The organism is Prosthecobacter fluviatilis (genome assembly GCF_055388355.1).
Window position 1 is genome coordinate 956530 of the sequence record NZ_AP043782.1, and the last position, 24566, is coordinate 981095.

A 24566-nucleotide genomic window follows, 5' to 3' on the forward strand; every position below is an offset into this window, starting at 1 on the left:
GCGGCGGGCGTTTATTCCGCTGCAGGCGCGTCTTCCGCAGGTGGGCTCTCCTGAGCCGGCTCGGCGCCAGCCTCCGCCGCAGCTGGGGCAGCCTCCTCGCCGGAGTCTGCCTCATCCGTCACCACGGTGGCCACGTCCTGGATGGTTTCACCCTCGTTGAGCCCCATGAGCTTCACGCCCTGGGCGTTGCGACCGGTTTCGCGGATGTCACACACGCGGATGCGCACGCTCTGCCCTTTGGTGGTCATGAGCATGAGTTCATCCTTGTCGTGCACCGCCTTGGCGGCCACCACCTTGCCAGTCTTCTCCGTCACGTTCATCGTCGTCACGCCTTTGCCGCCTCGGTTGGCCAGCAGACGGTACTCGTCAAAGGCCGTGCGCTTGCCAAGGCCGTTCTCGGAAACCACCAGCACCATCGTGTCAGGCTCGTTGGTGATGCAGCTTACAATGAAGTCGCCATCGTCCAGCGTGATGCCACGCACACCGGCCGTGTTTCGGCCAATGGCGCGCAGATTCGGCGTCTCAGGATCATCCCCCGTCTCATGGAAGCGGGCACACATGCCCTCATGGGTCACGAGGCACACCTCCTTGTTGCCGTCGGTGAGCACCACGTCCACCAAGTCGTTGCCTTCATCCAGCTTGATGGCGATGATGCCGTCTTTGCGGTAGTTCTTGAATTCTTCGAGCGCGGTTTTCTTCACCGTGCCGTCCTTCGTGGCAAACAAGACATACTTGTCCGCCGCCCACATGGCCTCGTCCTCCTGCCCCTGGGCTTCCAGGATCAGCACCGCGGCGATCTTTTCTTCGGCACGCAGATTCAGCATGTTCTTGATGCTGCGCCCCTTGCCCGTGCGGGATGCCTCCGGAATCTGGTGCACACGCTCCACATACATGCGGCCCGTGTTGGTAAAGAAGAGCAGGAAGTCATGCAGGTGCGCGCTGAAGAGACGCTCCACAAAGTCGCTGGCCTCGTCCTCGCCCTGCGCCTCCCGGGTCTCCATGCCTTTGAGCCCCTTGCCTCCACGCCCCTGCACGCGGTACTCGGCGGTGGCGGTGCGCTTGATGCTGCCCAGATGCGTCATCGTGACCACCGTCGGGTCGTTCGGGATCAGGTCGATGTTTTCGATCTCGCCTTCGGCGGCCTCGATCCGTGTCAGACGCGGCGTGGCGTGCTTCAGGCGGATGGCCTGCAGCTCGTCCTTGATGATCTGCAGCACGCGGGCTTCACGCGCCAGGATGTCCATAAAGTCGCGGATGCTGACGAGTACCTCGTCATAGTCTGCCTTGATCTTGTCACGCTCAAGCCCGACAAGTTGGTACAGGCGGAGTTCCAGAATGTCCTCCACCTGCTTGTCGGTAAAGATGTACCTGTCTCCGATCACGCTGGCCTGGCCGCGGATCAGGATGCCGAGCTGCTCCGCAGTGCTGACGGCAAAGTTGTAGGCCTTGAGGCGCTCACGCGCTTCATCACGGCTCTTGCTGTCACGGATGATCTTGATGAAGTCATCCAGGTGGCCGAGCGCGAGCAGCTGGGCCTCCAGCTTCTCCGCACGGAACTCCGCCTGCTTCAGCAGGAAGCGCGTGCGGCGGATGATCACCTCCCGGCGATGCTCCACATAGCACGCGATCGCGTCCTTCATGCTCAGCACCCGCGGCTTGCCGCCGTCGATGGCCAGCATGTGGATCGAGAAGCTCGACTCCAGAGCCGTGTGCTTGTACAGGTTGTTCAGCACCACCTGGCCGCGTGCATCGCGCTTGAGGTCGATCACGACCCGGGTGTTTTCATCTGACTCATCACGTACCCCGCTGATCTCGGTGATCACCTTTTCATTCGCCAGCTCGGCGATGCGTTTCACCAGCTCGGCTCGGTTCACGTTGAACGGGATCTCGGTGATGACGATCTGCTCGCGGTTGCCGTTTTCGACAATCTCCGCCTGTCCGCGGATGCGCACGCTCCCATGCCCCGTTTCCATGTACTCACGGATGCCGTTGGTGCCCAGGATCACGCAGCCCGTGGGGAAGTCAGGCCCTTTGATGTGTGCCTGCAGCTCGCTGCAGGTGATCTGCGGATTGTCGATCTGCGCACACACGGCGTCCACCACCTCGCCGAGGTTGTGCGGCGGCATGTTGGTGGCCATGCCCACGGCGATGCCCGTGCCTCCATTGACGATCAGGTTGGGAAACGCCGCCGGAAACACCGTCGGCTCGGTGAGACGCTCATCGTAGTTCGGCACGAAATCCACCGTCTCCTTCTCCATGTCAGACATCAGCGTGCCTCCCAGCTGCGTCATGCGCGCTTCCGTATAACGCATGGCTGCCGGAGGGTCGCCTTCCACAGAGCCAAAGTTCCCCTGCGGGTCGATCAGCGGCTCACGGATGGCCCATGGCTGGCCCATGTGGACGAGCGTCGGGTAGATGACCGCCTCGCCGTGCGGATGGTAGTTACCGGAGGTGTCACCGCAGATCTTCGCACACTTCATGTGCTTCTTCGGCGGGTAGAGCGAGAGCTCATGCATCGCGTAGAGAATGCGGCGCTGGGAGGGCTTCAGACCGTCGCGCACATCCGGCAGCGCACGGGCAATGATGACGGACATCGAGTAGTCGAGGAAGGAATTCTTCACTTCTTCAGCGACAGAGATGGGGCGGATGTTGGGGTCTTGCATGAGATTGAAAAAATCGGGGCTGATTGCGGGTTGCCGTCCTAGGTTCAGGCGTTCCAGTCGGAGGATTGCGGGTGGAAAAACTCCTCAAGCGGCAGCAGGTGGATGGAGCCGCCCCTGGAGGTTTTGCTGGCAGGGTTGTTGAATGATGGGGGATCGAATGTCTCGGTGTGGTTGCTGAGCAGGCGGCGGAGGGTGTCGAGGTTCTGGGAGAGCTCCCGTGCCGCAGCATCGGGTACTAGCTTCCGAGCCACCACTTTCTCCAGCCACGTCTGCGTCTGGCTCAGGTGACCCAGGGCATCCGCATAAAATCTGGCACCCTCTTTGGCAGAGCAGCGCGCATGGCCTTCGGAAATGCTGGTGGCGATGGAGTCTGCAGAACGGATCCACTGCAGTCCCACCGTCTGTTTTGCCAGCCAGTCCCAGCCTGCCGTCAATGACCATACCGCCTCCCCAGCACGCATCGCGAGCTGATAGACTTTCAGATCATGTACTTCGGCCGTGGCCATTCAGATTTTTGGCAGTTGCCCGCCACCTTGACGTGCCCTCTCGGCTACACGTCGAGGTTGCGTACGTTGAGTGCGTTCTCCTCGATGAAGTGCTTGCGCGGCTCCACCACGTCTCCCATCAGGATGGTGAACATGCGTTCGGCCTCGTGGGAGTTGGTTTCGTCCAGCTTCACCTGCAGCAGCGTGCGCTTGTTCGGGTCCATGGTGGTCTCAAAAAGCTGCTTGGCGTTCATTTCGCCCAGACCTTTGAAGCGCTTGATCTCCATCCCGCGCTTTCCGATCTCCATCACCTTGTCAAGGATGCCTGGAATGCTGAAAACCGGGTGCACCCTGGCGTTTTCACCCTCGCCTTCGATGACCTCGAAGAGCGGCTTGTCCTGGCTGCTGAAGTGGTCCACGTGCAGGCCCAGTTCATCGAGCTGCTGAAAGCGTTTTTTCATGCCATGCGCCTCATGGATCTCAATCAGGCGCGCACGCCGGTGGGACTTGGGTGCCACACCGCCGCCGTTTGCCTCCACCGAGGCCGCATTGCTGAACAGGTGCAAGTCGTTGTTCTCCCGCGCAAACGCGGCCAGCTGTTCGTTGCTGTGGAAGTAGTGGATGTTCACCTCGTTGCCCTCACGGATGACCACCAGGTGGTGCGGCAGGTTGCCCGTGGCTTCATCACGTGCCTGGAGGTACTGCTCAAAGTCAGCTCCATGCCGGCGGATGATGTCCGCAAACTTGGCCACCGGCACCAGCAGGTCCAGGATCGACTTGAGCCTGTCCGCGGCCAGCTTGCTGCCATCGGAGATGTTGCGCAGGCTGATCTCACCTGAGCCGAGCTCGAGAAGGATGGCGTCCATCTCCGCGTCGCTCTGCACATACTCCTCGCGCTTTTTACGCGTCACCTGGTAGAGCGGCGGCTGCGCCACATAGATGTGGCCTCGCTTCACCAGCTCCGGCATCTGGCGGAAGAAGAAGGTCAGCAGCAGCGTGCGGATGTGGCTGCCGTCCACGTCAGCATCGGTCATGATGACGATTTTGTGGTAGCGCAGCTTGTCGATGTTGAAGGAGCCCTCCACCTCGCTGTCACCACCGATGCCGGTGCCGATGGCGGTGATCATGGTCTGCACTTCCTTGTTCTGCAGCACCTTCTCCAGTCGCGCCTTCTCCGTGTTGATGAGTTTTCCACGCAGCGGGAGGATCGCCTGGTTGTGGCGGTTGCGGCCCATCTTGGCGGAGCCGCCGGCGGAGTCACCCTCGACAATGAACAGCTCCGTCTTCGCCGGATCACGCTCAGAGCAGTCCGCCAGCTTGCCCGGCAGACCGCCGCTGCTCATCGCATCCTTGCGTATGGCCTCACGCGCCTTGCGCGCCGCCTCGCGGGACTTCGCGGCGATGATGATGTTCTTGATCACCTCGACAGCGGTGTCCGGGTTCTCGTCAAAGTGACGCAGCAGACCCTCATACACGACGGAGCTCACCACGCCTTCGACCTCACCGTTCACCAGCTTTACTTTCGTCTGCGAGTTGAACCGCGGATTCGGCAGCTTGACACTGAGCACGCAGATCAAACCTTCGCGGCAGTCATCGCCCTCGATGTCGGGCAGCTTGTCTTTGAAGGACTTGGGGTTGGAATTGATGTACTGCTTCACCGCCTTCGTCAGCGCGCTCTTGAGGCCGCTGTAATGCGTTCCCCCGTCCGGATTGGGGATCGCATTGGCAAAGCACAGCGTCTGCTCGCTGAGCCCCTTGTTGTATTGCAGCACACAATCCACGAGGATGAACTTCGGCTTGTCATCGATCATGATCTCACGCCGCCCGGCCAGCGCGATCGGCTCCGGATGCACCTTGTCCTTGTCCGCACCCATCTCCCGCACAAACTGCTTCACACCTTCCGTGTAGAGCAGCACCTCCTGCCGCGGTGGCGACACACGCTCATCGGTGACAGTGATGTTGATTCCAGGATTCAGGAAGGCCAGCTCACGCAGGCGCACCAGAAGGCGGTCAAAATTAAACGTGGTGGTGATGGTGAAGATCGTCGCATCCGGGAAGAAGGTGATCTTCGTGCCCGTGCGCTTCGGCTCCTCCTGCTCGCCAAGGACCGTGAGCGGCTCGGTCGTGATGCCGCGTTCAAAACCGATGGCGTAGATCTTGCCGTCACGGAACACCTCGCACTTGAACCAGTCCGAAAGCGCGTTCACGCACTTCGCACCGACGCCGTGCAGACCGCCGGAAAACTCATACGCACCGTCGCCAAATTTGCCACCGGCGTGCAGATTGGTAAGCACCAGCTCCACGGTGGGAATGCCTTTGGCATGCATTTCCACAGGAATGCCGCGGCCGTCATCCTCCACACTGAGAGAGCCGTCGCTGTGAATGGTGACGCTAACGTTTTTGCAGTTGCCCGCCAGATGCTCGTCGATGGAGTTGTCCACCACCTCAAACACGCAGTGGTGGAGGCCGCGCTCATCGGGATCGCCGATGTACATGCCCGGACGGAGGCGGACAGCCTTGAGTCCTTCGAGATGCTGGATTTGCTCTGCGCCGTAGGCTTGGGTGGCGGCTACGTGGGTGGTGCTGTGGAGGTCGTTGTTGTCGTCAGACATAGCTTTGCTTTGCGGTGAGTTCCATCGCCTGAGTCCGTCCTCAAAAACCGCTCCGGAAACGTGCTCGATGAAGGTGGTTTAAGCCTAGCAAGCTGAGGGGGCTAGCCAAGGGGTTTTTTGCTCCAAAAAGCAGTCTTTTTCGGGGTCAAAACCCGCCGTCAAACCACGTCCTGCAGCCCCAGCTTCTCGACGACCTCCGGCAGCACCCCGGGATAGGGGCCGCCGATGCTCATATTCCCCACGTATCCGAGGCTTTTCCAGGTCTGGCTGTGGCTGTAGTACCCGCCCACGCACAGCTGCCGGAACCGCTTGAAAAAGGCCGCCCCCACCCGGTGCTCCGGCTTCACCTCCGCCGCCCCGCAGATGTCATCCACGATCTGGGTCTGCTGCGCCTCAGCCAGCGCCTCAAAGCCTTTCTCAAACCGCTTGAAGCTCTCCGTGTTCAGCCAGCTCAGACCGCCCCGGATCGTCTCGCGGTCCTCCTGGTGCGCCGGATACTCCGCGCTGACCCATTCGTTGATGAAATCCGGCACCCCCACCTCCGAGGCCGCAGGCGAGGTTTCGTCCTTGGGCAAAATCAAATCCGCCAGCGCCTGCGTGGTGGCCAGTTCCTCGGCAGTCAGCAGCTTTTCCCACGGAAACTTCACCCCCGCCATGAAGTCCGGGTCATGAAAGACAAAGCGCGAGGCATGCACGGGCGGTGCCGCCTCCGTATGGTTGGGCGCGGCCATGGCAGGCGCCGCAGCCACGCCGGCGGCGCCGCCGAGGAGGCCCTTGAGAGCATGGCGGCGGGAAATGGAGGAGCTTTCAGACATAATGCAAATCGGTTAAATGTTCCCCCTCTTCATCTCCTCCATCAGCCACTCGCAGGAGCGCCAGGCCAGGGCAAGGATGGTGAGCGTCGGGTTTTTGTCAGGATTGCTGGGCAGCACGGCGCCGTCCATGAGAAAGAGGTTCTTCACATCCCACGTCTGGCAGTACTGGTTCGTCACGCTCTCAGCGCCCTTTGCCCCCATGCGGGCCGTGCCCACCTCGTGGATGATCTCCCCGGGCCGCTGGATGGCATCAGCCCCGCTCTGCGGCTTCGCCTTCCCACCCATGCCCTCCAGCAGTTCCGCAAAAGTCTGCTGCATGTGCTCCGCCTGCTTGATCTCATGGTCGCTCCACTTCCAGTGAAAGCGCAGCACAGGGATGCCCCACTGGTCCACCACCTTCGGGTCCAGCTCGCAGTAGCAGTCCTTGTTCGGAATCATCTCGCCGCGTCCCGAGAAGCCAAACTGCGCCCCGTAGTAGCGCCGCGCCTCCTCCTTCAGCTTGCGACCATAGACTCCGGGCGACGTGGAGTCCAGGTAGCCAAAGCTCTTCACCTCCGGCATCTGCCGGCCGCCGCCCATCTCGATGTGGTAGCCGCGTGCAAAGCCCAGCTTGGCATGCTCATGCACCAGCCACCACGGCACGTAGGTGTGCAGCCCGCCTGCGCCATCCTCGTTCATCGGCGGCAGATCCTCCATCGCGGGAATGTGCGCCCCCAGGCGCGTACCCACGCTGTCCATCAGATTGCGCCCCACCTGCCCCGACGAGTTGGCCAGCCCCGCCTTGTCGCGCGATTTTGAGTTCAGCAAAATGCGCGAGGTCTCGCAGGTGCTCGCCGCCAGGATGACCACGCGCGCCTTCACCACCGCATCTCGCCGCGTCACCTTGTCGATGTAGTGCACCCCCGTGGCCTTGCCATCCGCACCCATCACCACTTCGCGAACCATCGCATCCGTGATGATGTCCAGGTTTCCCGTCGCCAGCGCAGGCGGCAGCAGCACCGTCGTGCTTTGGAAATTGGCGCGGATGCTGCAGCCACGGATGCAGTTCGTCGCCCAGAAGCACGCCGCGCGCGACATCATGTCCTTGCCGATGATTTCCTGCGCCTTCGGATTGTTGGGGAAAAGCACCTTCGGCAGGTTCTTCCAGTCCATCGGCTGGCTCAGCACCGCACGATGCGCAGCCACCACAGGCACCCCGAGCTTCCTGCCCGCCTTCTTCGCCAGCAGCTCGCCCACACGCGGTTTCGGCGGCGGCATCAGCACGCCAGGGGAAGAGTTCGGCGCATTCGCGATGCCGTCATTCTCTCCATACACACCGATGAGCTGCTCCACTCGGTCATACCACGGCGCCATGTCCTCATAGCTCATGGGCCAGTCCACACCCAGCCCGTCGCGCGACTTCGGCTTGAAATCAAACTCACCAAACCGCAGCGAGATGCGCCCCCAGTGGTTCGTGCGCCCGCCCAGCATGCGCGCACGCCACCACCAGAAGTCTCCCTCGGTCCCCTGCTTGTTGGTGTAGGGCTCTCCCGGCACCTGCCAGCCACCGTTCACCGTGGCGTCATAAAATCCGAAGGGCCGGTCCGGCGTGGCGGTCCCGCGCAGCGGTGCCATCTCCGGCGTGTTAAACATCGGCGTCTCTTTCACCGGCTCATAATTCCGCCCGGCCTCAATCATGAGCACCTTCACTCCGCTGAGCGCCAGGATCATCGCCGCCATGCCCCCACCGGCCCCGGAACCCACGACAATGACATCATACTGCGGCTGCGTTTTGCGTTCGGTGAGGACAGGCATGCCCGGACTATAGCCATGGTCGCAAGGCGACAAGTCATGTTACATTTTTTCCAGATTGAAGAGGGCAAACACCAGGGGTTCACCACCCAAATGTGGCAGGACTGCCACAAGGCAAAATCGTAACGCCGCGTCTTTCGACAGCCGCCCCCGGCGCACGCATAAGCGCCCGCCCTACCCCCTTTCAAGACATGACTCCCCAGCATCGCCACATCACCGCCTCAGCCTTGGCAGCACTCGCCATCTTTTCGGCACCCGCGCTTCAGGCCGCCACCTTTGTCATCAGCACAAACACCACCACCGCGCAAACACTGAACGCTGACGGGCAGACCGGCACAGTGGACTCCGGCAAATCCCTGACCCTCGGGGGCAGCACGGTGGCGGTGACGATGAGTGCCACAACCTCACTGACCAACAATGGCACGATTCAGCAGACGGGATCTGGCCGCACCATTGACAGTACGGTGAACAATTCCGTGCTCACGATCTCAAACACGGGAACCATCACTTCAGTAAGCACCGATGCAGTTCGCGTTAATTCGGCCAACACCGCTGTCACATTGACAAACAGCGGCACCATCAGTGTCAGCGCCGGCGGTCAGGCGATTGACTGGGCTGCAATCACCACTGCCGCCAACAGTTTGACCAATCAGCTCGGCGGCATCATTTCCACTGTCGGTGAAGATGCCGTGCGTCCCGGCACCAATGGCACGGTGATCAATGCAGGAACCATCTCTGCCACTCCCACCGGAACCGCAACGCCCTCCGGCAGCGATGGCATCCAGGCAAACGGCACGGGTGTCACCGTGACCAACACCGGCTCCATCTCGGGTCGGCATGGCATCACCGGAGGTTTTGCCGGATTCACCATCACCGTGAACAACAATGCGGGCACCATTTCCGCAGTGAACGGCTCCGGCGTCAACATCGATGATCTTGGCTCTTCAGCCAGCGTGACCAATGCCCTTGGCGCAACCATCAAGGGCGGCGTGTTGTCCACCGCGACGGATGGCGATGGTGACGGTGTGGATGTGGACGGCACACTCACTCTGAATAACTCAGGCGACATTCTGGGCCTCGGTGCACGGGGCACAAACAATGCCGAGGGCGTCGCTGCCGGCGGTGGCAGCATTACCAACACTGTCACCGGCAGGATCATCGGCAGCTCGTTGTCGGCCGACGCGCCGAATGGTGATCCCACCAAAGGTGGCAACGGCATTCTGATCGATGACAGCAATGGCGGCAATGCCATCGCGGCAACCACCGTGACCAACAGCGGCCTCATTCAGGGCAAGGCGGGATTTGGCATCAAGTTTATCGGCACTTTTGCTGACATCATCACCAACAACGCCACGGGAACCATTCGTGGAGCAGGAGCAACCGCTGGCGCAGCCATCCAGACCGGCGATGGCGACGACACCCTCAACAATGCAGGTTCAGTCATCGGAGACAACGGTCAGGCGGTCGATCTTGGCGCTGGCAACGACACCCTCACAGTCACCGGCGGCTCCATCACAGGCGACATCGACGGCGGCACCGGCACCAACACCGCCACATTCAATCCAGGCACAGGCAACACTTTCAGCTACGCAGGCTCCCTCTCCAATTTCAGCAGCGTCTCCATCTCCACCGGCAACGTCATCCTTTCAGGAGCCAGCACCTACAGCGGCACCACCACTGTCAGCGGCACACTCAGCGTCACCAACACCACGGGCAGCGCCACCGGCTCCGGCAACGTCATCGTCAACTCCACCGGCACCTTGAAAGGAACCGGCGACATCGCAGGCAATGTCTCTGTCGCCAGCGGCGGCACCATCGCCCCCGGCCTCAGTCCCGGCACCTTGAACATTGATGGAAACCTCAGCATCGTGGACGGCTCCCGCTTCGCCTTCGAGCTCGGCACCACCTCAGACCTCCTCAACATCGGCGGTGCCCTGAGCTTCACCGGCGGCGGCACCACCATCTTTGACATCCTGAACACCGGCAGCCTTGCCAGCGGCTCAGACTACACCCTGATGAACTACAGCTCCGTCTCCGGTCTTTCGCTCTCAAACCTCGCCTTCGGCTCCACACCGCTCGGTTTTGCCGGGCAGTTCACCATCGGCGCCACTTCTCTCTCGCTGCATGTGGATGCCGTGCCAGAGCCTTCACGCACCCTGCTGGGCGGTCTCGGCCTCGCATTGCTGGCACTCCGCCGTCGCCGTGTCCACGCGGCGGCCTGAGCCCGGCCGGCTCAAAACTCGCCACGAAACACGCAGCGTGCGTTGGGTGTTTCGTGGATCACGATCTCACACAGGCCCGGCAGCTGCGGAGCCAGCTTCTTCCACAGCCACGCCGCCATGTACTCAATCGTGGGATTCTCCAGCCCTTCGATCTCGTTGAGGTAGGAGTGGTCCAGCTGGTCCATGAGCGGCTTCATCGCTCTGGAGATTTCCGCATGGTCATACACCCAGCCGATCTTCGGATCCACCTCGCCCTCGATTGCGATTTCCAGCTTGAAGGAATGACCGTGCATCTTGGTGCACTTGTGGTCGCCAGGGAGGTTAGGCAGCGTCTGGGCGGCCTCGAAGCGGAAGTCTTTGATGATGCGTGCTCGCATGAAGGGGGTGGTTGGGAGGAATGGGTAGCTTTAATCCACTTATTCTCTCTGGCCAGCACGAAAGATGCGCGGAATCTGTGAATGTGGCCCTTCGCCCGCTCAGGGCTTCTTCTCAGCCGCCGCCGTGGGCGCTGGCACCGCATGCGGCGGCAGCACGGTCAGCTTCAGACGGTGCACCACACCGTCAAACGGCGTGCTGTTCGGGTATTTCGCAGGCTTCAAAATCCCAAAACTCTGCCCGGCGCACAGGCCCGTCTTCGGTTCCTGCGGAAATCCCTGCTCAAACGGCGCCACCCCCAGCACCTCGCTGTGTCCCGGCACAGCCAGCGTGATAACGCCCCCAGTGTCGATCTGCGCCCGGATGTTCACACGGCCTTTCTCCAGCGCCGCACTGCTGATCGCAGTGCTCTTGCCGTTCGCAAACACAGTCAATGTCGGCTGCGAAGCCACCAGATGCAGCACATACCCGGACTCTTCATCCCCCTGCGCCAGCAGCGTGCTGTCCTGGTCCGCCAGCGGATCAAACTCCACCACAGCGTCGATAAAAACACCCCTGCCCTTCAGCTTCGGTGCCTCGCCAGCACTCAGCTCATCCCCGATGTTCAGCTTCAGATCGACCGAGCCCGAGGGGCTCGCTGCACCGCTCATTTCAGCAGCAGGCCGCACCGCGCTCTTGAAGTCCTGCGGGAAAAATTCCGCCAGCCGGGTCTTCACCGCCGCATGCTCCGGCCTCGCCGCCAGGTTCGTCCACTCTTTCGGGTCGCTCTCGTGATCATACAGCTCCTCGCTGCCGTCCGCGTAGCGGATGTAGCGCCACCGCTCGTCACGCGCGGCATACCCGGCATTTTTGCCGCCGCCCATGCAGGTGATGGCGGGCCCCTTGCTTTTGGCAGCCGGGTCCAGCAGCAGAGGTTTCAGGCTGCTGCCGTCCAGGTGCTCGGGCCGTGGCAGCCCGGCCAGTTCACACAGCGTGGGATAGAGGTCTGTCAGCGACGCCGGCTGCCCCGAAAGGCTGTCCGCCTGCGTCACACCCGGCGCATAAATTGAAAGCGGCACTCGCGTCGCCTCCTCCCACAGCTTGCCCTTGTGCCACATCTGCTTTTCCCCGAGATACCAGCCGTGGTCAGACGTGAAAACGATGATCGTGTTCTTCGCATTCGGCCCTTGTTCCACCGCCTCCAGAATGCGCCCCAGCATGGCGTCGCAAAACGCCACATTGGCCAGGTAGGCACGCACCGCATCCTTCCAGAGGTTCTTTTCCAGGATTCGCTGGTGATACCCCTCCTTGAGCTGCGTTTTCGCACTCGCAGGCACATCATCCAGATCATCCGCCTTCACCTCCGGCAGCTTGATCGACTCCAGCGGCAGCGCATCAAAGTACTTCTGCGGCACATACCAGGGCGAGTGCGGCCGGTAGAGCCCCAGCGCCAGAAAAAACGGCTTCTTCTGCTTCTGCAGCAGAAACTCTGCCGCAAACGCCGCCACCTGACCGTCATCCGTCTTCTCCTCAGGCACTGAGATGCCACCCCAGTCCCAGTGCCAGATGTTCAGCCCGTTGAAATTCTGCCCTGTATGCACCGGCAGGTCCGGAATCTGCACCCCCGGCTGTGGAAAGCGCAAATCCCACGCCGAGTCCTGCTCAAAGCCGCGCCGCCCTCCGTGCCAGCCAGCCAGTCGCCCCTCCGGCCCGCCATGGTTCGCATGGAAAATTTTCCCCGCCGCAGCCGTCGTGTATCCCTGCGCCTTGAAATGCTCCGGCAGCGTCGGCTTGCCAGAGATCTTCACACTGCGCCTCCAGTCCTGCTCATTCCCGTACACCCCGCTCGATGACGGCAGCATGCCCGTGAGCAATGCCGTGCGCGAGGGATTGCACAGCGCGTAGTTGCAGTGTGCATTCGTAAAGCGCATGCCCATTTTCGCCAGCCGGTCCATGTTCGGAGTCACCGACTGCGGGTGCCCGCCCATCCAGGCTGCGTAGTCACGCAGATCATCTGCAATGATGAAAAGGACGTTCGGCTTGCCCTCTGCTGAAATCATCTTGGGCCTGGACTTCCCCGCCGCACCTGCAGGCACAGCCAAAAGCGAAAGGACAAACAACACAGCGAATGAGTGGGAAGACATCGGCGAAAAGCTTGCACGAGCCAGAAGCGCTGTCGAGATCTTGCCCTCAGATATTCGGCCCGGAAGCGCATGAGCGGGCAAAAAACACCCTGCACCGCAGCATTGGTCCCTACCGTCTCACCCCAGGCTACACATAGGCAAATAAGCCATTCTCCCCCACCGCAAGAAAACCAGATTTTGCGACTCCAGCCCTGGGGCCCCCATCGGCCCACAGCCACGCCTTCAGCACCTGCAATCCCTGCAAAAACACACTCTCTCCTCCGCAAATTTCAAGATCTCCCCCTTTCAAAGCAGCAAATCCAGCCGCATCCCAAGGCCTCAAACGCCGACTTTGTGAAATTTTTCACAAATAGGGCTTGCCACCCACCTTTCATGTGGCTAAAAAAACTGCCCGCCATCCCGGCGAGACCCTACACCGACCCTCCCCGGTAGCCCCTACCCCCATGTTGCCCACGTTTCTCCCTTCAACCTCCTTCTCGCCGCTGCTCGCGAATGTGCCCAGCTATGCGTCGGAGTTCTTCCAAGAGAGTAACCTCAGCTTCATCACCACTTCTCTTTTTGTAGCGGCCATCATCACCGTCCTGCTCCTCTGGTTCGCCCGCAAGGCCACCACGAACATGACCCTGATCCCGCACAAGACTCAGAACCTCTTCGAATTCATCGTCGAGTTTCTTTACGGCCAGGTCGAAGGCATCGTAGGCGCAAAGCTTGCCCCCAAGGTCTTCCCCCTCCTCGCCACCGTTTTCATCTACATCTTGGTCTCCAACTGGTTCGGCCTCCTTCCAGGCGTCGGCACCATCGGCTGGGGCGAAGGCACCGGCACCCTCAGCGTCAAGGAAGTCCATTTCGCACTGCTTCGTCCGCCAACGACTGACCTCAATGCCGCCTTCGGCCTTGCAGCAGCCATGTTCATCGTCTGGCTCTACATCACCATCAAGGAAGTCGGCGTCTGGGGCTTCATCGTCCACACCTTCGGCCCCAAGGGCGGCCTCAAAGGCATCATGGGCATGGCAGTGGCTGCAGTGTTCCTCTTCGTCGGCGTCATCGAAATCTTCTCGATCGTCTTCCGCCCCATCACCCTCTCCTTCCGTCTCTACGGCAACATCATCGCCGGTGAAAACGTGCTTCACACCATGAGCGGCATGGGCGGCTTCATCGGCAGCGTCCTCGCCCCCTTCCCCTTCTATTTCATGGAGCTGCTGGTCGGCCTGCTTCAGGCCATCGTGTTCACCCTCCTGAGCACCGTTTACATCCAGCTCTCCACCGCTCATGACGAAGAACACGGTCATGAGGAGGCGCACCACTAATCTCTGACTTTGCCCGCGGGACCATGCGCAACGCGTGGACGCTGGCGACACAACAAACCACATACTCGCATAACACTATGACAATGGAACTCATCTCTATGGCCGAGCAGGCCGCCGCTCACGGACCCGCAGTCGCCGCTGGCGTCTCCGGCTCTATCGCCACCGGTATCGGTGCAGGCAGCGCCGCCATCGGCGTGGGCCTCATCGGCTCCAAGGCTGTGGAAGCCGTCGGTCGCAACCCCGGCGCTTTCGGCAACATCCTGACCCTCGGCATTATCGCCATGGCCCTCGCAGAAGGTCTCGGCATTCTGTCCTTCATTCTTGGCAAGTAAGCCCTGAATTTCGCGGCGGGCTGTGTCCCAGCCCGCCGCAGCTAGTCAACTCTTCCTCTCCTTTTCTCTTCAAACTCGGCTATGGACCAGATCAAAGGCATCGCATATCAAATCGCAGGCGACTTCGGACTCGCCTGGGGCAAGTTCTTCGCCCAAGTCATCATTTTCATCGCGGTCTATAGCATCCTGAAGAAGTACGCTTTCGGTCCTATTCTGGCCATGCTTGAGCAGCGCCGCCAGCGCATCGCCGACGGTGAAGCCAAGCTCGAAAAAATCGCCCGCGACGCCGCTGAGGCCAAGCAGAATTCCCAGGCCATTCTCGACAAGGCGGAGGCTGACGCAGCCCGCCTCGTGAAAGAAGCCGACGACGCCGCCAAGCTCATCCAGGAGCGCCGCCAGCAGGAGGCCGTCTCTTCCGCCAACACCATCATTGCCAAGGCCCGTGAAGCCGCCCAGCTTGAGCAGGAGCAGCTCATGTCCCAGCTGAAGCGCGAATTCGGCCGCATGGTCTCCGACGCCACCAGCCGCGTCACCGGCAAGGTCCTCAACACCGACGACCAGACCCGCATCAACCAGGAAACCGCTGCCCAGGTCTCCGCTTAATTTTCCCGCCGCCGCGCCACCATGAAGATCACCAAGGAAGCCCGCCGCACCTCTCGCCAGCTTTTCCGCGCCTGCATCGCCAACGGAAAGCTTGATGACGCCAGTGTGCGCAAGGTGGTCAGCACCGTCGCCAGCAGCAAGCCCCGTGGCTACATCGGCATCCTCGACGCCTTTGCCCGCCTCGTGGCCAACGAAGTGGACCGTCAGCGCGCCGCAGTGGAAAGCGCCACCGCCCTCGCCCCTGCCACTCAGTCAGAGCTCCAGGCCAGCCTCTCCAAGAAGTATGGCCGCCCGCTCACCCTCGAGTTCAGTGTCAATCCAGAACTGCTCGGCGGCATCCGCGTGAAAGTCGGTTCCGACGTTTGGGATGGCAGTGTCAAAGCCCGTCTCAAAGCCCTCTCAGACTCCCTTTCCGCCTAATTCTTCCCGCCCCTCTCTCAGCTTTTTCAAACCCGCAATACCATGAGCAACATCCTCCAGGAGATCGAATCCCAAATCGCCGGCCTCAAGACCGCCGTCACGAAGTCCAATGTGGGCATCGTACGTGAAATCGGTGACGGCGCAGCCAAGATTGAAGGCTTGAGCGATGTCATGCTCAACGAAATGATCGAGTTCCCCGGCGGCGTTTACGGTCTGGCCCTCAACCTCGAAGAAACCGAAGTCGGTTGCGTGCTTCTCGGCTCTGGCGAAAACATCAAGGCTGGCGATGAAGTCAAGACCACTGGCCGTCTCCTCTCCGTGCCGGTCGGCAAGAGCCTCCTTGGTCGCGTCGTGAACGCCCTCGGTCAGGCCATCGACGGCAAAGGCGACATCAAGGGCGAAACCCAGTACCCCGTCGAAAAGCTTGCTCCTGGCATCATTGCCCGTAAGTCCGTGTCCGTCCCTGTGCAGACCGGCATCATGAGCATCGACGCCATGATCCCCATCGGCCGCGGTCAGCGCGAGCTGATCATCGGTGACCGCTCAACCGGCAAGACCACCATCGCCGTTGACGCCATCATCTCCCAGGCTCAGCAGAACAAGGCTGCCGAACAGGGCAAGCTTAAGGGCCACAAGCCCCTCTACTGCATCTACGTCGCCATCGGCCAGAAGCAGTCCAACATTGCCCGCGTCGTCAAGACCCTCGAAGACGCCGGTGCCATGGAATACACCACCATCGTCAGCGCTTCCGCTTCTGACTCTGCGGTGAACCAGTACCTCGCCCCCTACGCCGGCGCCGCCATCGGCGAGTGGTTCATGGACCAGGGCCAGGACGTCCTCATCGTCTATGATGACCTTTCCAAGCAGGCCGTCGCCTACCGTCAGGTTTCCCTCATCCTGAAGCGTCCTTCCGGCCGTGAAGCTTATCCGGGTGACGTGTTCTATCTCCACTCCCGTCTGCTTGAGCGCTCCTGCCGCGTGTCCGAAAACTACGGCGGTGGTTCCATGACCGCCCTGCCCATCATCGAGACCCAGGCTGGCGACGTGTCCGCTTACATTCCGACCAACGTGATCTCCATCACCGACGGTCAGATCTTCCTCGAAACCGACCTCTTCTACCAGGGCATCCGTCCTGCCATCTCCGTCGGTCTCTCCGTGTCCCGCGTGGGTTCCGCCGCTCAGACCAAGGCCATCAAGAAGGTCTCCGGCACCACCAAGCTCGACCTCGCCCAGTTCCGCGAACTCGCCGCTTTCGCCCAGTTCGGTTCCGACCTCGACGCCAGCACCAAGGCCAAGCTCGATCGCGGTGCTCGCATCGTGGAACTCTTCAAGCAGCAGCAGTATCAGCCGAAGAGCCTGCCCATCATGGTCAGCACTCTCTACGCCATGCAGAAGGGCTACTTTGACTCCGTCGCCGTGGACCGCGTGAAGGAATTCCAGGCCAAGCTCGAGGAGTACCTCAGCACCCGCAAGAGCGAGCTCATGGACCAGCTCGCCAACGAGAAGACCCTCGACAATGTCGAAGCCGGCCTCAAATCCGCCCTCGACGACTTCAAAGCCTCCTGGAAGTAAGCTGTTTTAGTTTCTAGTTTTTCATCCTTCATCCTTTAAAAGATGCCCTCCACCCGCGACATCAGACGCCGAATCAAATCGGTCAAAAACACGGCCCAGATCACCAAGGCCATGCAGCTCGTCGCGGCTGCGAAGATGAAAAAGGCGCAGGACCAGGCCAGCCATGGCCGTGCCTACGCCGAGATGCTCAACAAGATCCTGGTGAACCTCAAGGAGCACGCTGAAGAGGGCATCCACCCCTTCTTCTCCGAAGGCAAGGGAGACAAGACCCTCGTCCTCCTCATCGCTTCGGACAAAGGCCTCTGCGGCGCCTTGAACACCAACCTGTTCAAGAAGCTCGTCACCACTCAGATCGAAGGCGAAGTCGAATACGTCACCGTCGGCAAGAAGGCAGTCCAGGCCATCAACCGCCTGCGCCGCACCCTCGTCGCTGACTTCCCCATCAAAGACCCCGCCAAGTTCGCCGAAGTCCGCTCCGTCAGCCGCTTCATCCAGGAAAAGTACCGCACGGGTGAGTACAAGAAAGTGCTCGTGGTCTTCAACAACTTCATCAACACCGTCACCGTTCTTCCCTCGGTCGAGCAGCTTCTGCCCGTCAATCCGGTGACTCTTGGTGGCAAGCGTGACTTCGGTCATGAGATCACCCCGGCTGCCGCTGACTCCCTTGAGTACAAGTTTGAGCCCAGCGCCGCAGTCGTCTTTGAGACCGTTCTCCCGCAGTATGTCAACGACACCATCTACCAGATGGTGCTCGAATCCCGCGCCTCCGAGCACTCCAGCCGGATGGTCGCCATGAAGAACGCCACCGACAACGCCAAGCAGATGATCAAGGACCTCAGCCTTGAATACAACAAGCTCCGCCAGGCCGCGATCACCAACGAACTCCTCGAAATCACCACCGCCAAGATGGCTCTTGAATAAAGCAGGCCCTTTTAACTTTTTACTTACCCCTTTTCACTTCATATGAGCAACATCGGCAAAATCGTTCAAGTCATCGGTCCCGTGGTGGACGTGGATTTCTCCGCCTCCGGCAAGCTGCCCGCCATCTACAACGCCCTCGAAATCAACTTCGAGCAGGGTGGCAAGGCCGCACGCCTCACCTGCGAAGTGCAGCAGCATCTCGGTGATGGCTGGGTGCGCTCCATTGCGATGATTTCCACCGAAGGCCTCAAGCGCGGCATGGACGTCACCGACACCGGCGGCCCCATCACCGTCCCCGTCGGCGAAGAAGTTCTCGGCCGTATCTTCAATGTCACCGGCGACGCTTGCGATGACCAGCCCTCCCCTGCGACAGCAAAGCGCTACGCCATTCACCGCGCCGCCCCTGCCCTCGTCGACCAGAATCCTTCCGCTCAGATCCTCGAAACAGGCATCAAGGTCATCGACCTTATCTGCCCCTTCACCAAGGGTGGTAAAGTCGGCGCCTTCGGTGGTGCTGGCGTCGGCAAGACCGTCGTCATCATGGAGCTCATCAACAACATCGCCAAAGGCCACGGTGGTTACTCCGTGTTCGCCGGCGTGGGTGAGCGTACCCGTGAAGGTAACGACCTTTACCATGAAATGATCGAGTCCGACGTTATCAAGGTGAAGAAGAACGGCCACGACATCGTCAAGAACGACCAGGGCGGCTACATCAGCGAGCCCGGTTCCAAGGTGGCCCTTGTTTACGGCCAGATGAACGAGCCCCCAGGAGCCCGTCTCCGCGTCGCTCTCTCCGCCCTCTCCATGGCCGAGTATTTCCGCGATGAAAAGAACCAGGACGTGCTCTTCTTCGTGGACAACGTCTTCCGTTTCTCCCAGGCCGGTTCCGAAGTGTCCGCTCTCCTTGGACGTACGCCTTCCGCCGTGGGTTATCAGCCCACCCTCGCCGCTGAAATGGGTCAGATGCAGGAGCGAATCACCTCCACCAAGACCGGTTCCATCACCTCCTTCCAGGCCGTTTACGTCCCTGCTGACGACTTGACCGACCCTGCCCCGGCCAACACCTTCGCCCACCTTGACTCCACCGTCGTGCTTGAGCGTTCACTCGCCGAGCTGGGCATCTATCCCGCTGTGGATCCTCTCGCCTCCGTTTCCAAGGCCCTCGCCCCCGAAATCGTCGGCGAAGAGCACTACCGTGTCGCCCGCGGCGTGCAGCGCGTCCTTCAGCGCTACAAAGACCTTCAGGACATCATCGCCATCCTGGGCATGGACGAGCTCAGCGAAGAAGACAAGCTCACCGTGTTCCGTGCACGTAAGCTTCAGCGCTTCCTCTCCCAGCCCTTCCACGTCGCAGAAATCTTCACCGGCACCAAGGGCGAATACGTCAAGGTCGCAGACACCATCAAGGGCTTCGCCGAAATTCTTGACGGCAAGCACGACAGCGTCCCCGAGGCCAACTTCTACATGAAGGGCGGCATCGACAGCGTGAAGAAGGACTAATCGCTGCGCTTCATTTATGATTTACGATTTTTGATTTATGATTTCCAAACCATAAATCGCGGTGCCACTGGCAAATCGTAAATCATAAATCGTAAATCATAAATCTCCCCCGCACTCGCCCATGCCTCTCAAATTGGAAATCGTCACCCCCGAAGCCCGCATCTTCTCTGATGAGGTCGATACCGTCGTGCTGCCGGGTTACGAGGGTGAAATGGGTGTCCTCCCTGCGCACAGCAACCTCGTGACCACCCTGGTCCCCGGTGAGCTGCGCATCACCAAAGGTGGCAAAACCACCGAACTGGCCGTCGGCGACGGTCTCGTCGAAGTCACAGGCTCCGTCACCCGCATCCTCACCGACTCAGCCATCGATTCCGAAAAAATCGATGAAAAGGCGGCAGAAGAAGCCATCGCACGCGCCAAGAAAACCCTCGAAGACCTCAAGCCCGGCGAGCATCAGGAAGAAGTGGCTGCAGCCATGGCCGCCATCCAGCGCGCCACCATCCACCTCAATATCAAGCGCAAGCGCAGGACCGTCTGACCTCCTGCACATCGCCCTGACAAATTCGGCACTGAGACCAAAATCTCAGTGCCTTTTTGTTTCCAGCCAGTCGCAAAATTCACTTCCGCAGATCAGGCTCGCCGCGTCACCCGGCATTGGGTCGGCGGGCACCAGGCATGACGCATGACATGTCCCGCCGGTGCCTCTGCGGCTATTTCAGCCTCACTGAGCGATCGAAAAGGAGTCCACGATGCGCTGCACCGCTGGCCCCTTCGTCACCGGCATGCCGTAGTAGGAAAACAGCAGCCCGGTCATCTGCCCCTGGTGGATGAAGGTGTAGTTCAGCAGCGATTGGCTGGCCTCAGGCTTCTGCGCCTCAAACCGCAGCGCCTCGCGCCCGCCCACCCTGACCACCTGCGGCTTGCCGAATTTGGTAAAGCCCTTCCGGCTCCACGAGTTTTGCAGCGTCTTGAAAAGCCGCTTGTCCGTCACGCTCTGAAAGCTCGTCTCAGGCACCGAGATCAGGCCAAAGACCATGCCTCCCGCCTGGCCTCCGTCGTTCTCACGCGCAGCCCCCATCAGGCGGCCGGGCCCTTTGGTTTTCGGCATCGTCTTCCATCCGTCCGGCAGGAAGAACGAGATGCGCTGGCTCGGAAATGAGATCATCTCGCCACCCGCCGCAGGCTGGCGTTGCGGCTTCGAGGACGTGGCGCAGCTCATCAGGGACAGGGCGCCGGTAAGCAGGAGGGTCAGGCAGGCTTTGTTCATGGCAGGCCTCCGCAGTAGCCGCTCACCCCTGCCGGGGTCAAGCACGAAAGAGCCCCACGCACCCCGGCATCCATTCCAAAGCCCTCCCCGCCTTTGTAGTTGGCATCCGCGCCATTCCCCCTGAGTCTCCCCGCAGCAACATCCTTGTCCTATGTCCACTGCCTTTGGCTGTTTCGTTGGGTTCCTTGTGTGGTTTCTGATGCGTTACCTCATCGCTGGCTTCTACACGGTGAATCAAAACGAGCGGGCCGTGAAGACCAGCTTCGGACGTGCTCAGCGCGTGCATGACCTTAGCACCAATGACGACGCCATTTCCGACGCCCTTACCCCGGAGCAAAAAGTCCGCTACGACTACCCCCAGGTGCGCGTCATCCCCCCAGGCGGCCCCTATTTCAAATGGCCCTGGGAAAAGGTCTACAAGGTGGACATCGCCACCAGCACCGTCAACATGGCCTGGGATCCGGATGATCCCTCCGCCAACAGCTCCGGCAGCATTCTTGAAGCCGTCACCAAGGACCAGCTCAATGTCGGCCTCAACGGCCAGCTCCGCTTCCGCGTCTCCGAGCGCAATCTCTACGCCTTTATCTTTGGCGTGAAGAACGCCTACGCCCATGTCATGGGCTACTTCGTCAGCGTCCTGCGCGAGCGCATCGCCACCTTTGAGGCGCCTGCCGGCACCGCTGCCGCAGACTCCGGCTCCGGTGCCGCCTCCACCATCGGCATCTCCATCAACGACATCCGCAAAAACCTGCGCGACCTCAACGAGCACATGGACCGTGAATGCCAGAGCTCCTCCGCTCGCTACGGCATTCAGCTCGATGCCTCCCTCATCACCGGCATCGACCCGCCGCATGAAGTCGAGTCCGCCCTCGCCGCCATCAACACCGCCTACAACCAAGTCTCCTCGGACATCAGCCTTGCCCAGGCCAGTGCAGACCAGAAGATCGTCCAGTCTCAGCGGGCCGTCGAAATCGAAACCCTCAAGGCCCAGGCCGAAGTCGAGCCCCTGAAACGCCTCGCCTCCCAGCTCCTCGATCTTAAATCCCGCGGCACCGCCGCCCTGCGCTCCTACGTGCGCAATGTCCGCCTCGCCCTCTTCGACAAAGCCGGCCAGGTCTTCCTTGAAACCCACAAGGACTGAACCAGAAACAAAGAACCAGGAACTAGGAACTTTTTTATGGACGCACTCTCCCACTTCTTCCTCGCCGCAGCCATCACCTTCATCGGCTGCAGCATCGCCGTCCCCCTCCTGCTCTACCTCGGCCGCATCGCCGGGCTCTACGCCATCGTTCAGGAGCGCCGCAGCAATGTTTACATCCTCTTTGGCAAGGTCATCGGCACCATCGATGAGGCCGGCCTCCACTTCCTGCCCGCCAGGCTCGGCCCCGCCGCCTTTCTGGTCAACTGGCTCGGCCAGTGCCAGGTCGTCGATCTCCGTCTGGACCAGACCTACCTGCGCAGCCAGCCCGTCAACTCCGAGGAGGGCGCCCCCATGGGCATTGGCATCTGGTATGAAATGTTTGTCAGCGACCCCGTCGCCTTCCTCTTCAAAAACACCGACCCCGCCGGCTCCCTCTCCGCCAGCGTCAGCAACTCCACCGTCCGCTGCCTCAGCAACATGCCGCTCGCAGACATGCTCGTAAACCGCCACGTGATGAGCGACACCGTGCGCAGCGAGGTCACCCCAAAGTCCCACGAGTGGGGCTTCAAGCTCGGCAGCGTTTACATCCGCAAGGTCCACTTCCGCGATGCCAAGATGATCAAGCAGATCGAAAGCAAGGTCGTCAACCGCCTCCGTCAGGTCACCTCCGCCATCAAGCAGGATGGCGCCAACCAGGTCAGCATCATCACCAGCACCGCCGAAAAAACCGCCGCCATCGAGCTCGCCAAAGCAGCCGCCGTCCGTCCCCAGATCGTCGGCGACGCCCTCCGCGACATCTCCACAGACCCCGACGTCTCCCAGGCCGTCTTCGATGTCCTTGAGGCCCAGAAAATCATCACTGGCAAAGCCGCCGTCACCCTCATGCCCGCCTCCTCCAGCGCACTCCTCACCAATCTTCTGGCAGCTCAGCCCCCGAAGCATGAGGGAGACACACCGCCAGTGAAGCTGTGATTGGCATTCGGCTTCAGCAAGGCACGGAGATCATGTGATCCCCCGCCATTTCCGTCGCTTGCATTCCCCCCACGCCTGCTACACTCGCCCTCCCGCCATTTCTGGCGCTCGTTCGTCATTTCCCCCCATTTTCCCACCCCACATGTCCCACAGAGTCCTCATCATCGGTGCCGGCGGCGTTGGCCGCGTTGTTGTCCATAAATGCGCCCAGCAGCCCGACGTCTTCGGCGAGATCATGCTCGCCAGCCGCACCAAGTCCAAGTGCGACAGCATCGCCGCAGAGCTCAAGCGCCCCATCCAGACCGCCGCTGTGGACGCCGACAATGTGCCCGAGCTCGTCAAGCTGCTCAAAAGCTTCAAGCCCGAGGTCGTCATCAATGTCGCCCTGCCCTACCAGGACCTCACCATCATGGACGCCTGCCTCGAGGCCGGCGTGCACTACATCGACACCGCCAACTACGAGCCGCGCGACGTCGCCAAATTCGAATATCACTGGCAGTGGGCCTACCAGGAGCGCTTCAAGCAGGCCGGCCTCACCGCCCTCCTCGGCTGCGGCTTTGACCCCGGCGTGACCAATGTTTACACCGCCTACGCCCTCAAGCACCACTTCTCCAAGATCGACACCCTCGACATCATCGACTGCAACGCCGGCGACCACGGCAAGGCCTTCGCCACCAATTTCAATCCCGAGATCAACCTCCGCGAAGTCACCGCCAACGGCCGCTACTGGGAAAACGACCAGTGGGTGGAAACCAAGCCACTTGAAATCAAGCGCAGCTTCTCCTTCCCCGACGGCATCGGGCCAAAGAACATCTACTGCCTCTACCACGAGGAGCTGGAGTCCCTCACCAAACACATCCCCATGCGCCGCGCTCGCTTCTGGATGACCTTTGGCGACGCCTACATCAAGCACATGGAAGTGCTCGTAAACGTCGGCATGACCGGCATCCATCCCGTCAAGCACAAGGGCGTCGACATCATCCCCATCGAGTTCCTCAAGACCCTCCTCCCAGAGCCCGGCACCCTCGGCCCCGACACCAAGGGCAAGACCTGCATCGGCAACTGGATCGAAGGCACCGGCAAGGACGGCAAGCCCCTGCGCTACTACGTTTACAACATCTGCGACCACCAGGACTGCTACAAGGAGACCAACAGCCAGGGCGTCAGCTACACCACCGGCGTCCCTGCCATGATCGCCGCCCGCCAGCTCCTCACCAATCCCGCCGAATACCGCCAGCCCGGCGTCTGGAATGTCGAGCAGCTCAATCCCGATCCCTTCATGAAGGACCTCAACGCCTACGGCCTGCCCTGGGTGGAGACCTGGCCCACCGAAAAGATGCCGGGCGAGTAACCGCCCTCGCAAGGTCAAGGCTTGGTTTCAAAGTGGGGGCGTCATCCACGCCCTCATTTTTCATGTGCTGATCACACGCTTCCCTCAGACCTCA

General features: G+C 60.9%; 20 protein-coding genes. 12 read left to right on the plus strand and 8 right to left on the minus strand.

Going from position 1 to position 24566, the window contains the following annotated elements:
* Nucleotides 1–11 precede the first annotated feature (11 nt).
* The 5 genes from gyrA to ACZ5WW_RS03530 form a co-directional block, all read right to left on the minus strand.
* Nucleotides 12–2663 carry a DNA gyrase subunit A gene (gyrA, locus tag ACZ5WW_RS03510; protein WP_377170136.1) on the minus strand — a complete coding sequence of 884 codons (2652 nt, stop codon included), beginning with the start codon at nucleotides 2661–2663 and terminating at the stop codon, nucleotides 12–14.
* Nucleotides 2664–2707: 44 nt separating this feature from the next.
* Nucleotides 2708–3169, minus strand: coding sequence for a four helix bundle protein (locus ACZ5WW_RS03515; protein WP_377170138.1), 462 nt, complete (start codon nucleotides 3167–3169; stop codon nucleotides 2708–2710).
* A gap of 44 nt (nucleotides 3170–3213) precedes the next feature.
* On the minus strand, nucleotides 3214–5760 hold the full coding sequence (locus tag ACZ5WW_RS03520; protein ID WP_377170140.1) for a DNA gyrase subunit B: 2547 nt from the start codon (nucleotides 5758–5760) through the stop codon (nucleotides 3214–3216).
* A 158-nt stretch (nucleotides 5761–5918) separates the two neighbouring features.
* Nucleotides 5919–6575, minus strand: coding sequence for a gluconate 2-dehydrogenase subunit 3 family protein (locus ACZ5WW_RS03525; protein ID WP_377170142.1), 657 nt, complete (start codon nucleotides 6573–6575; stop codon nucleotides 5919–5921).
* 12 nt (nucleotides 6576–6587) lie between these two features.
* Nucleotides 6588–8369: a GMC family oxidoreductase gene (locus ACZ5WW_RS03530; protein WP_377170144.1), complete on the minus strand. Its 1782-nt coding sequence runs from the start codon at nucleotides 8367–8369 to the stop codon at nucleotides 6588–6590.
* Between the two features lie 188 nt (nucleotides 8370–8557).
* On the opposite strand from ACZ5WW_RS03530, the gene ACZ5WW_RS03535 reads away from it, so the two are divergent.
* Nucleotides 8558–10588: a beta strand repeat-containing protein gene (locus ACZ5WW_RS03535; protein ID WP_377170147.1), complete on the plus strand. Its 2031-nt coding sequence runs from the start codon at nucleotides 8558–8560 to the stop codon at nucleotides 10586–10588.
* Between the two features lie 11 nt (nucleotides 10589–10599).
* On the opposite strand, the gene queD is transcribed toward ACZ5WW_RS03535, so the two are convergent.
* Both queD and ACZ5WW_RS03545 read right to left on the minus strand, forming a co-directional pair.
* The gene (queD, locus tag ACZ5WW_RS03540; protein WP_377170149.1) at nucleotides 10600–10965 is read right to left on the minus strand and encodes a 6-carboxytetrahydropterin synthase QueD; all 366 of its coding nucleotides are present in this window, start codon (nucleotides 10963–10965) and stop codon (nucleotides 10600–10602) included.
* 99 nt (nucleotides 10966–11064) lie between these two features.
* The gene (locus tag ACZ5WW_RS03545; protein WP_377170151.1) at nucleotides 11065–13086 is read right to left on the minus strand and encodes a sulfatase; all 2022 of its coding nucleotides are present in this window, start codon (nucleotides 13084–13086) and stop codon (nucleotides 11065–11067) included.
* Between the two features lie 443 nt (nucleotides 13087–13529).
* On the opposite strand from ACZ5WW_RS03545, the gene atpB reads away from it, so the two are divergent.
* The 8 genes from atpB (at nucleotide 13530) to atpC (ending at nucleotide 20279) form a co-directional block, all read left to right on the plus strand.
* Nucleotides 13530–14393, plus strand: a complete 864-nt coding sequence (gene atpB, locus ACZ5WW_RS03550) for a F0F1 ATP synthase subunit A (RefSeq protein ID WP_377170153.1) — start codon at nucleotides 13530–13532, stop codon at nucleotides 14391–14393.
* A gap of 83 nt (nucleotides 14394–14476) precedes the next feature.
* Nucleotides 14477–14725 carry an ATP synthase F0 subunit C gene (locus tag ACZ5WW_RS03555; protein WP_377170155.1) on the plus strand — a complete coding sequence of 83 codons (249 nt, stop codon included), beginning with the start codon at nucleotides 14477–14479 and terminating at the stop codon, nucleotides 14723–14725.
* An 81-nt stretch (nucleotides 14726–14806) separates the two neighbouring features.
* On the plus strand, nucleotides 14807–15328 hold the full coding sequence (locus tag ACZ5WW_RS03560; RefSeq protein WP_377170157.1) for a F0F1 ATP synthase subunit B family protein: 522 nt from the start codon (nucleotides 14807–14809) through the stop codon (nucleotides 15326–15328).
* A 21-nt stretch (nucleotides 15329–15349) separates the two neighbouring features.
* Nucleotides 15350–15748, plus strand: a complete 399-nt coding sequence (atpH, locus tag ACZ5WW_RS03565; protein ID WP_377170159.1) for an ATP synthase F1 subunit delta — start codon at nucleotides 15350–15352, stop codon at nucleotides 15746–15748.
* 42 nt (nucleotides 15749–15790) lie between these two features.
* Complete coding sequence (atpA, locus tag ACZ5WW_RS03570; protein ID WP_377170161.1) at nucleotides 15791–17320, plus strand: F0F1 ATP synthase subunit alpha; 1530 nt, start codon at nucleotides 15791–15793, stop codon at nucleotides 17318–17320.
* A gap of 42 nt (nucleotides 17321–17362) precedes the next feature.
* Nucleotides 17363–18241, plus strand: a complete 879-nt coding sequence (atpG, locus tag ACZ5WW_RS03575; protein ID WP_377170163.1) for an ATP synthase F1 subunit gamma — start codon at nucleotides 17363–17365, stop codon at nucleotides 18239–18241.
* A gap of 42 nt (nucleotides 18242–18283) precedes the next feature.
* Complete coding sequence (gene atpD, locus ACZ5WW_RS03580) at nucleotides 18284–19741, plus strand: F0F1 ATP synthase subunit beta (RefSeq protein WP_377170165.1); 1458 nt, start codon at nucleotides 18284–18286, stop codon at nucleotides 19739–19741.
* Nucleotides 19742–19862: 121 nt separating this feature from the next.
* Nucleotides 19863–20279 (plus strand): ATP synthase F1 subunit epsilon, encoded by a 417-nt coding sequence (gene atpC, locus ACZ5WW_RS03585; RefSeq protein WP_377170167.1) that lies wholly within the window; start codon nucleotides 19863–19865, stop codon nucleotides 20277–20279.
* Nucleotides 20280–20462: 183 nt separating this feature from the next.
* Here the strand turns inward: atpC and ACZ5WW_RS03590 are convergent, their stop codons facing one another.
* Nucleotides 20463–21008 (minus strand): hypothetical protein, encoded by a 546-nt coding sequence (locus ACZ5WW_RS03590; protein WP_377170169.1) that lies wholly within the window; start codon nucleotides 21006–21008, stop codon nucleotides 20463–20465.
* 151 nt (nucleotides 21009–21159) lie between these two features.
* Here ACZ5WW_RS03590 and ACZ5WW_RS03595 point away from each other — a divergent pair, with 151 nt between their 5' ends.
* From ACZ5WW_RS03595 to ACZ5WW_RS03605, 3 genes are all read left to right on the plus strand, one after another.
* Nucleotides 21160–22149: an SPFH domain-containing protein gene (locus ACZ5WW_RS03595; RefSeq protein ID WP_377170171.1), complete on the plus strand. Its 990-nt coding sequence runs from the start codon at nucleotides 21160–21162 to the stop codon at nucleotides 22147–22149.
* Nucleotides 22150–22185: 36 nt separating this feature from the next.
* The gene (locus ACZ5WW_RS03600) at nucleotides 22186–23121 is read left to right on the plus strand and encodes an SPFH domain-containing protein (protein ID WP_377170173.1); all 936 of its coding nucleotides are present in this window, start codon (nucleotides 22186–22188) and stop codon (nucleotides 23119–23121) included.
* 142 nt (nucleotides 23122–23263) lie between these two features.
* Complete coding sequence (locus ACZ5WW_RS03605; RefSeq protein ID WP_377170175.1) at nucleotides 23264–24472, plus strand: saccharopine dehydrogenase family protein; 1209 nt, start codon at nucleotides 23264–23266, stop codon at nucleotides 24470–24472.
* Nucleotides 24473–24566: the final 94 nt, after the last annotated feature.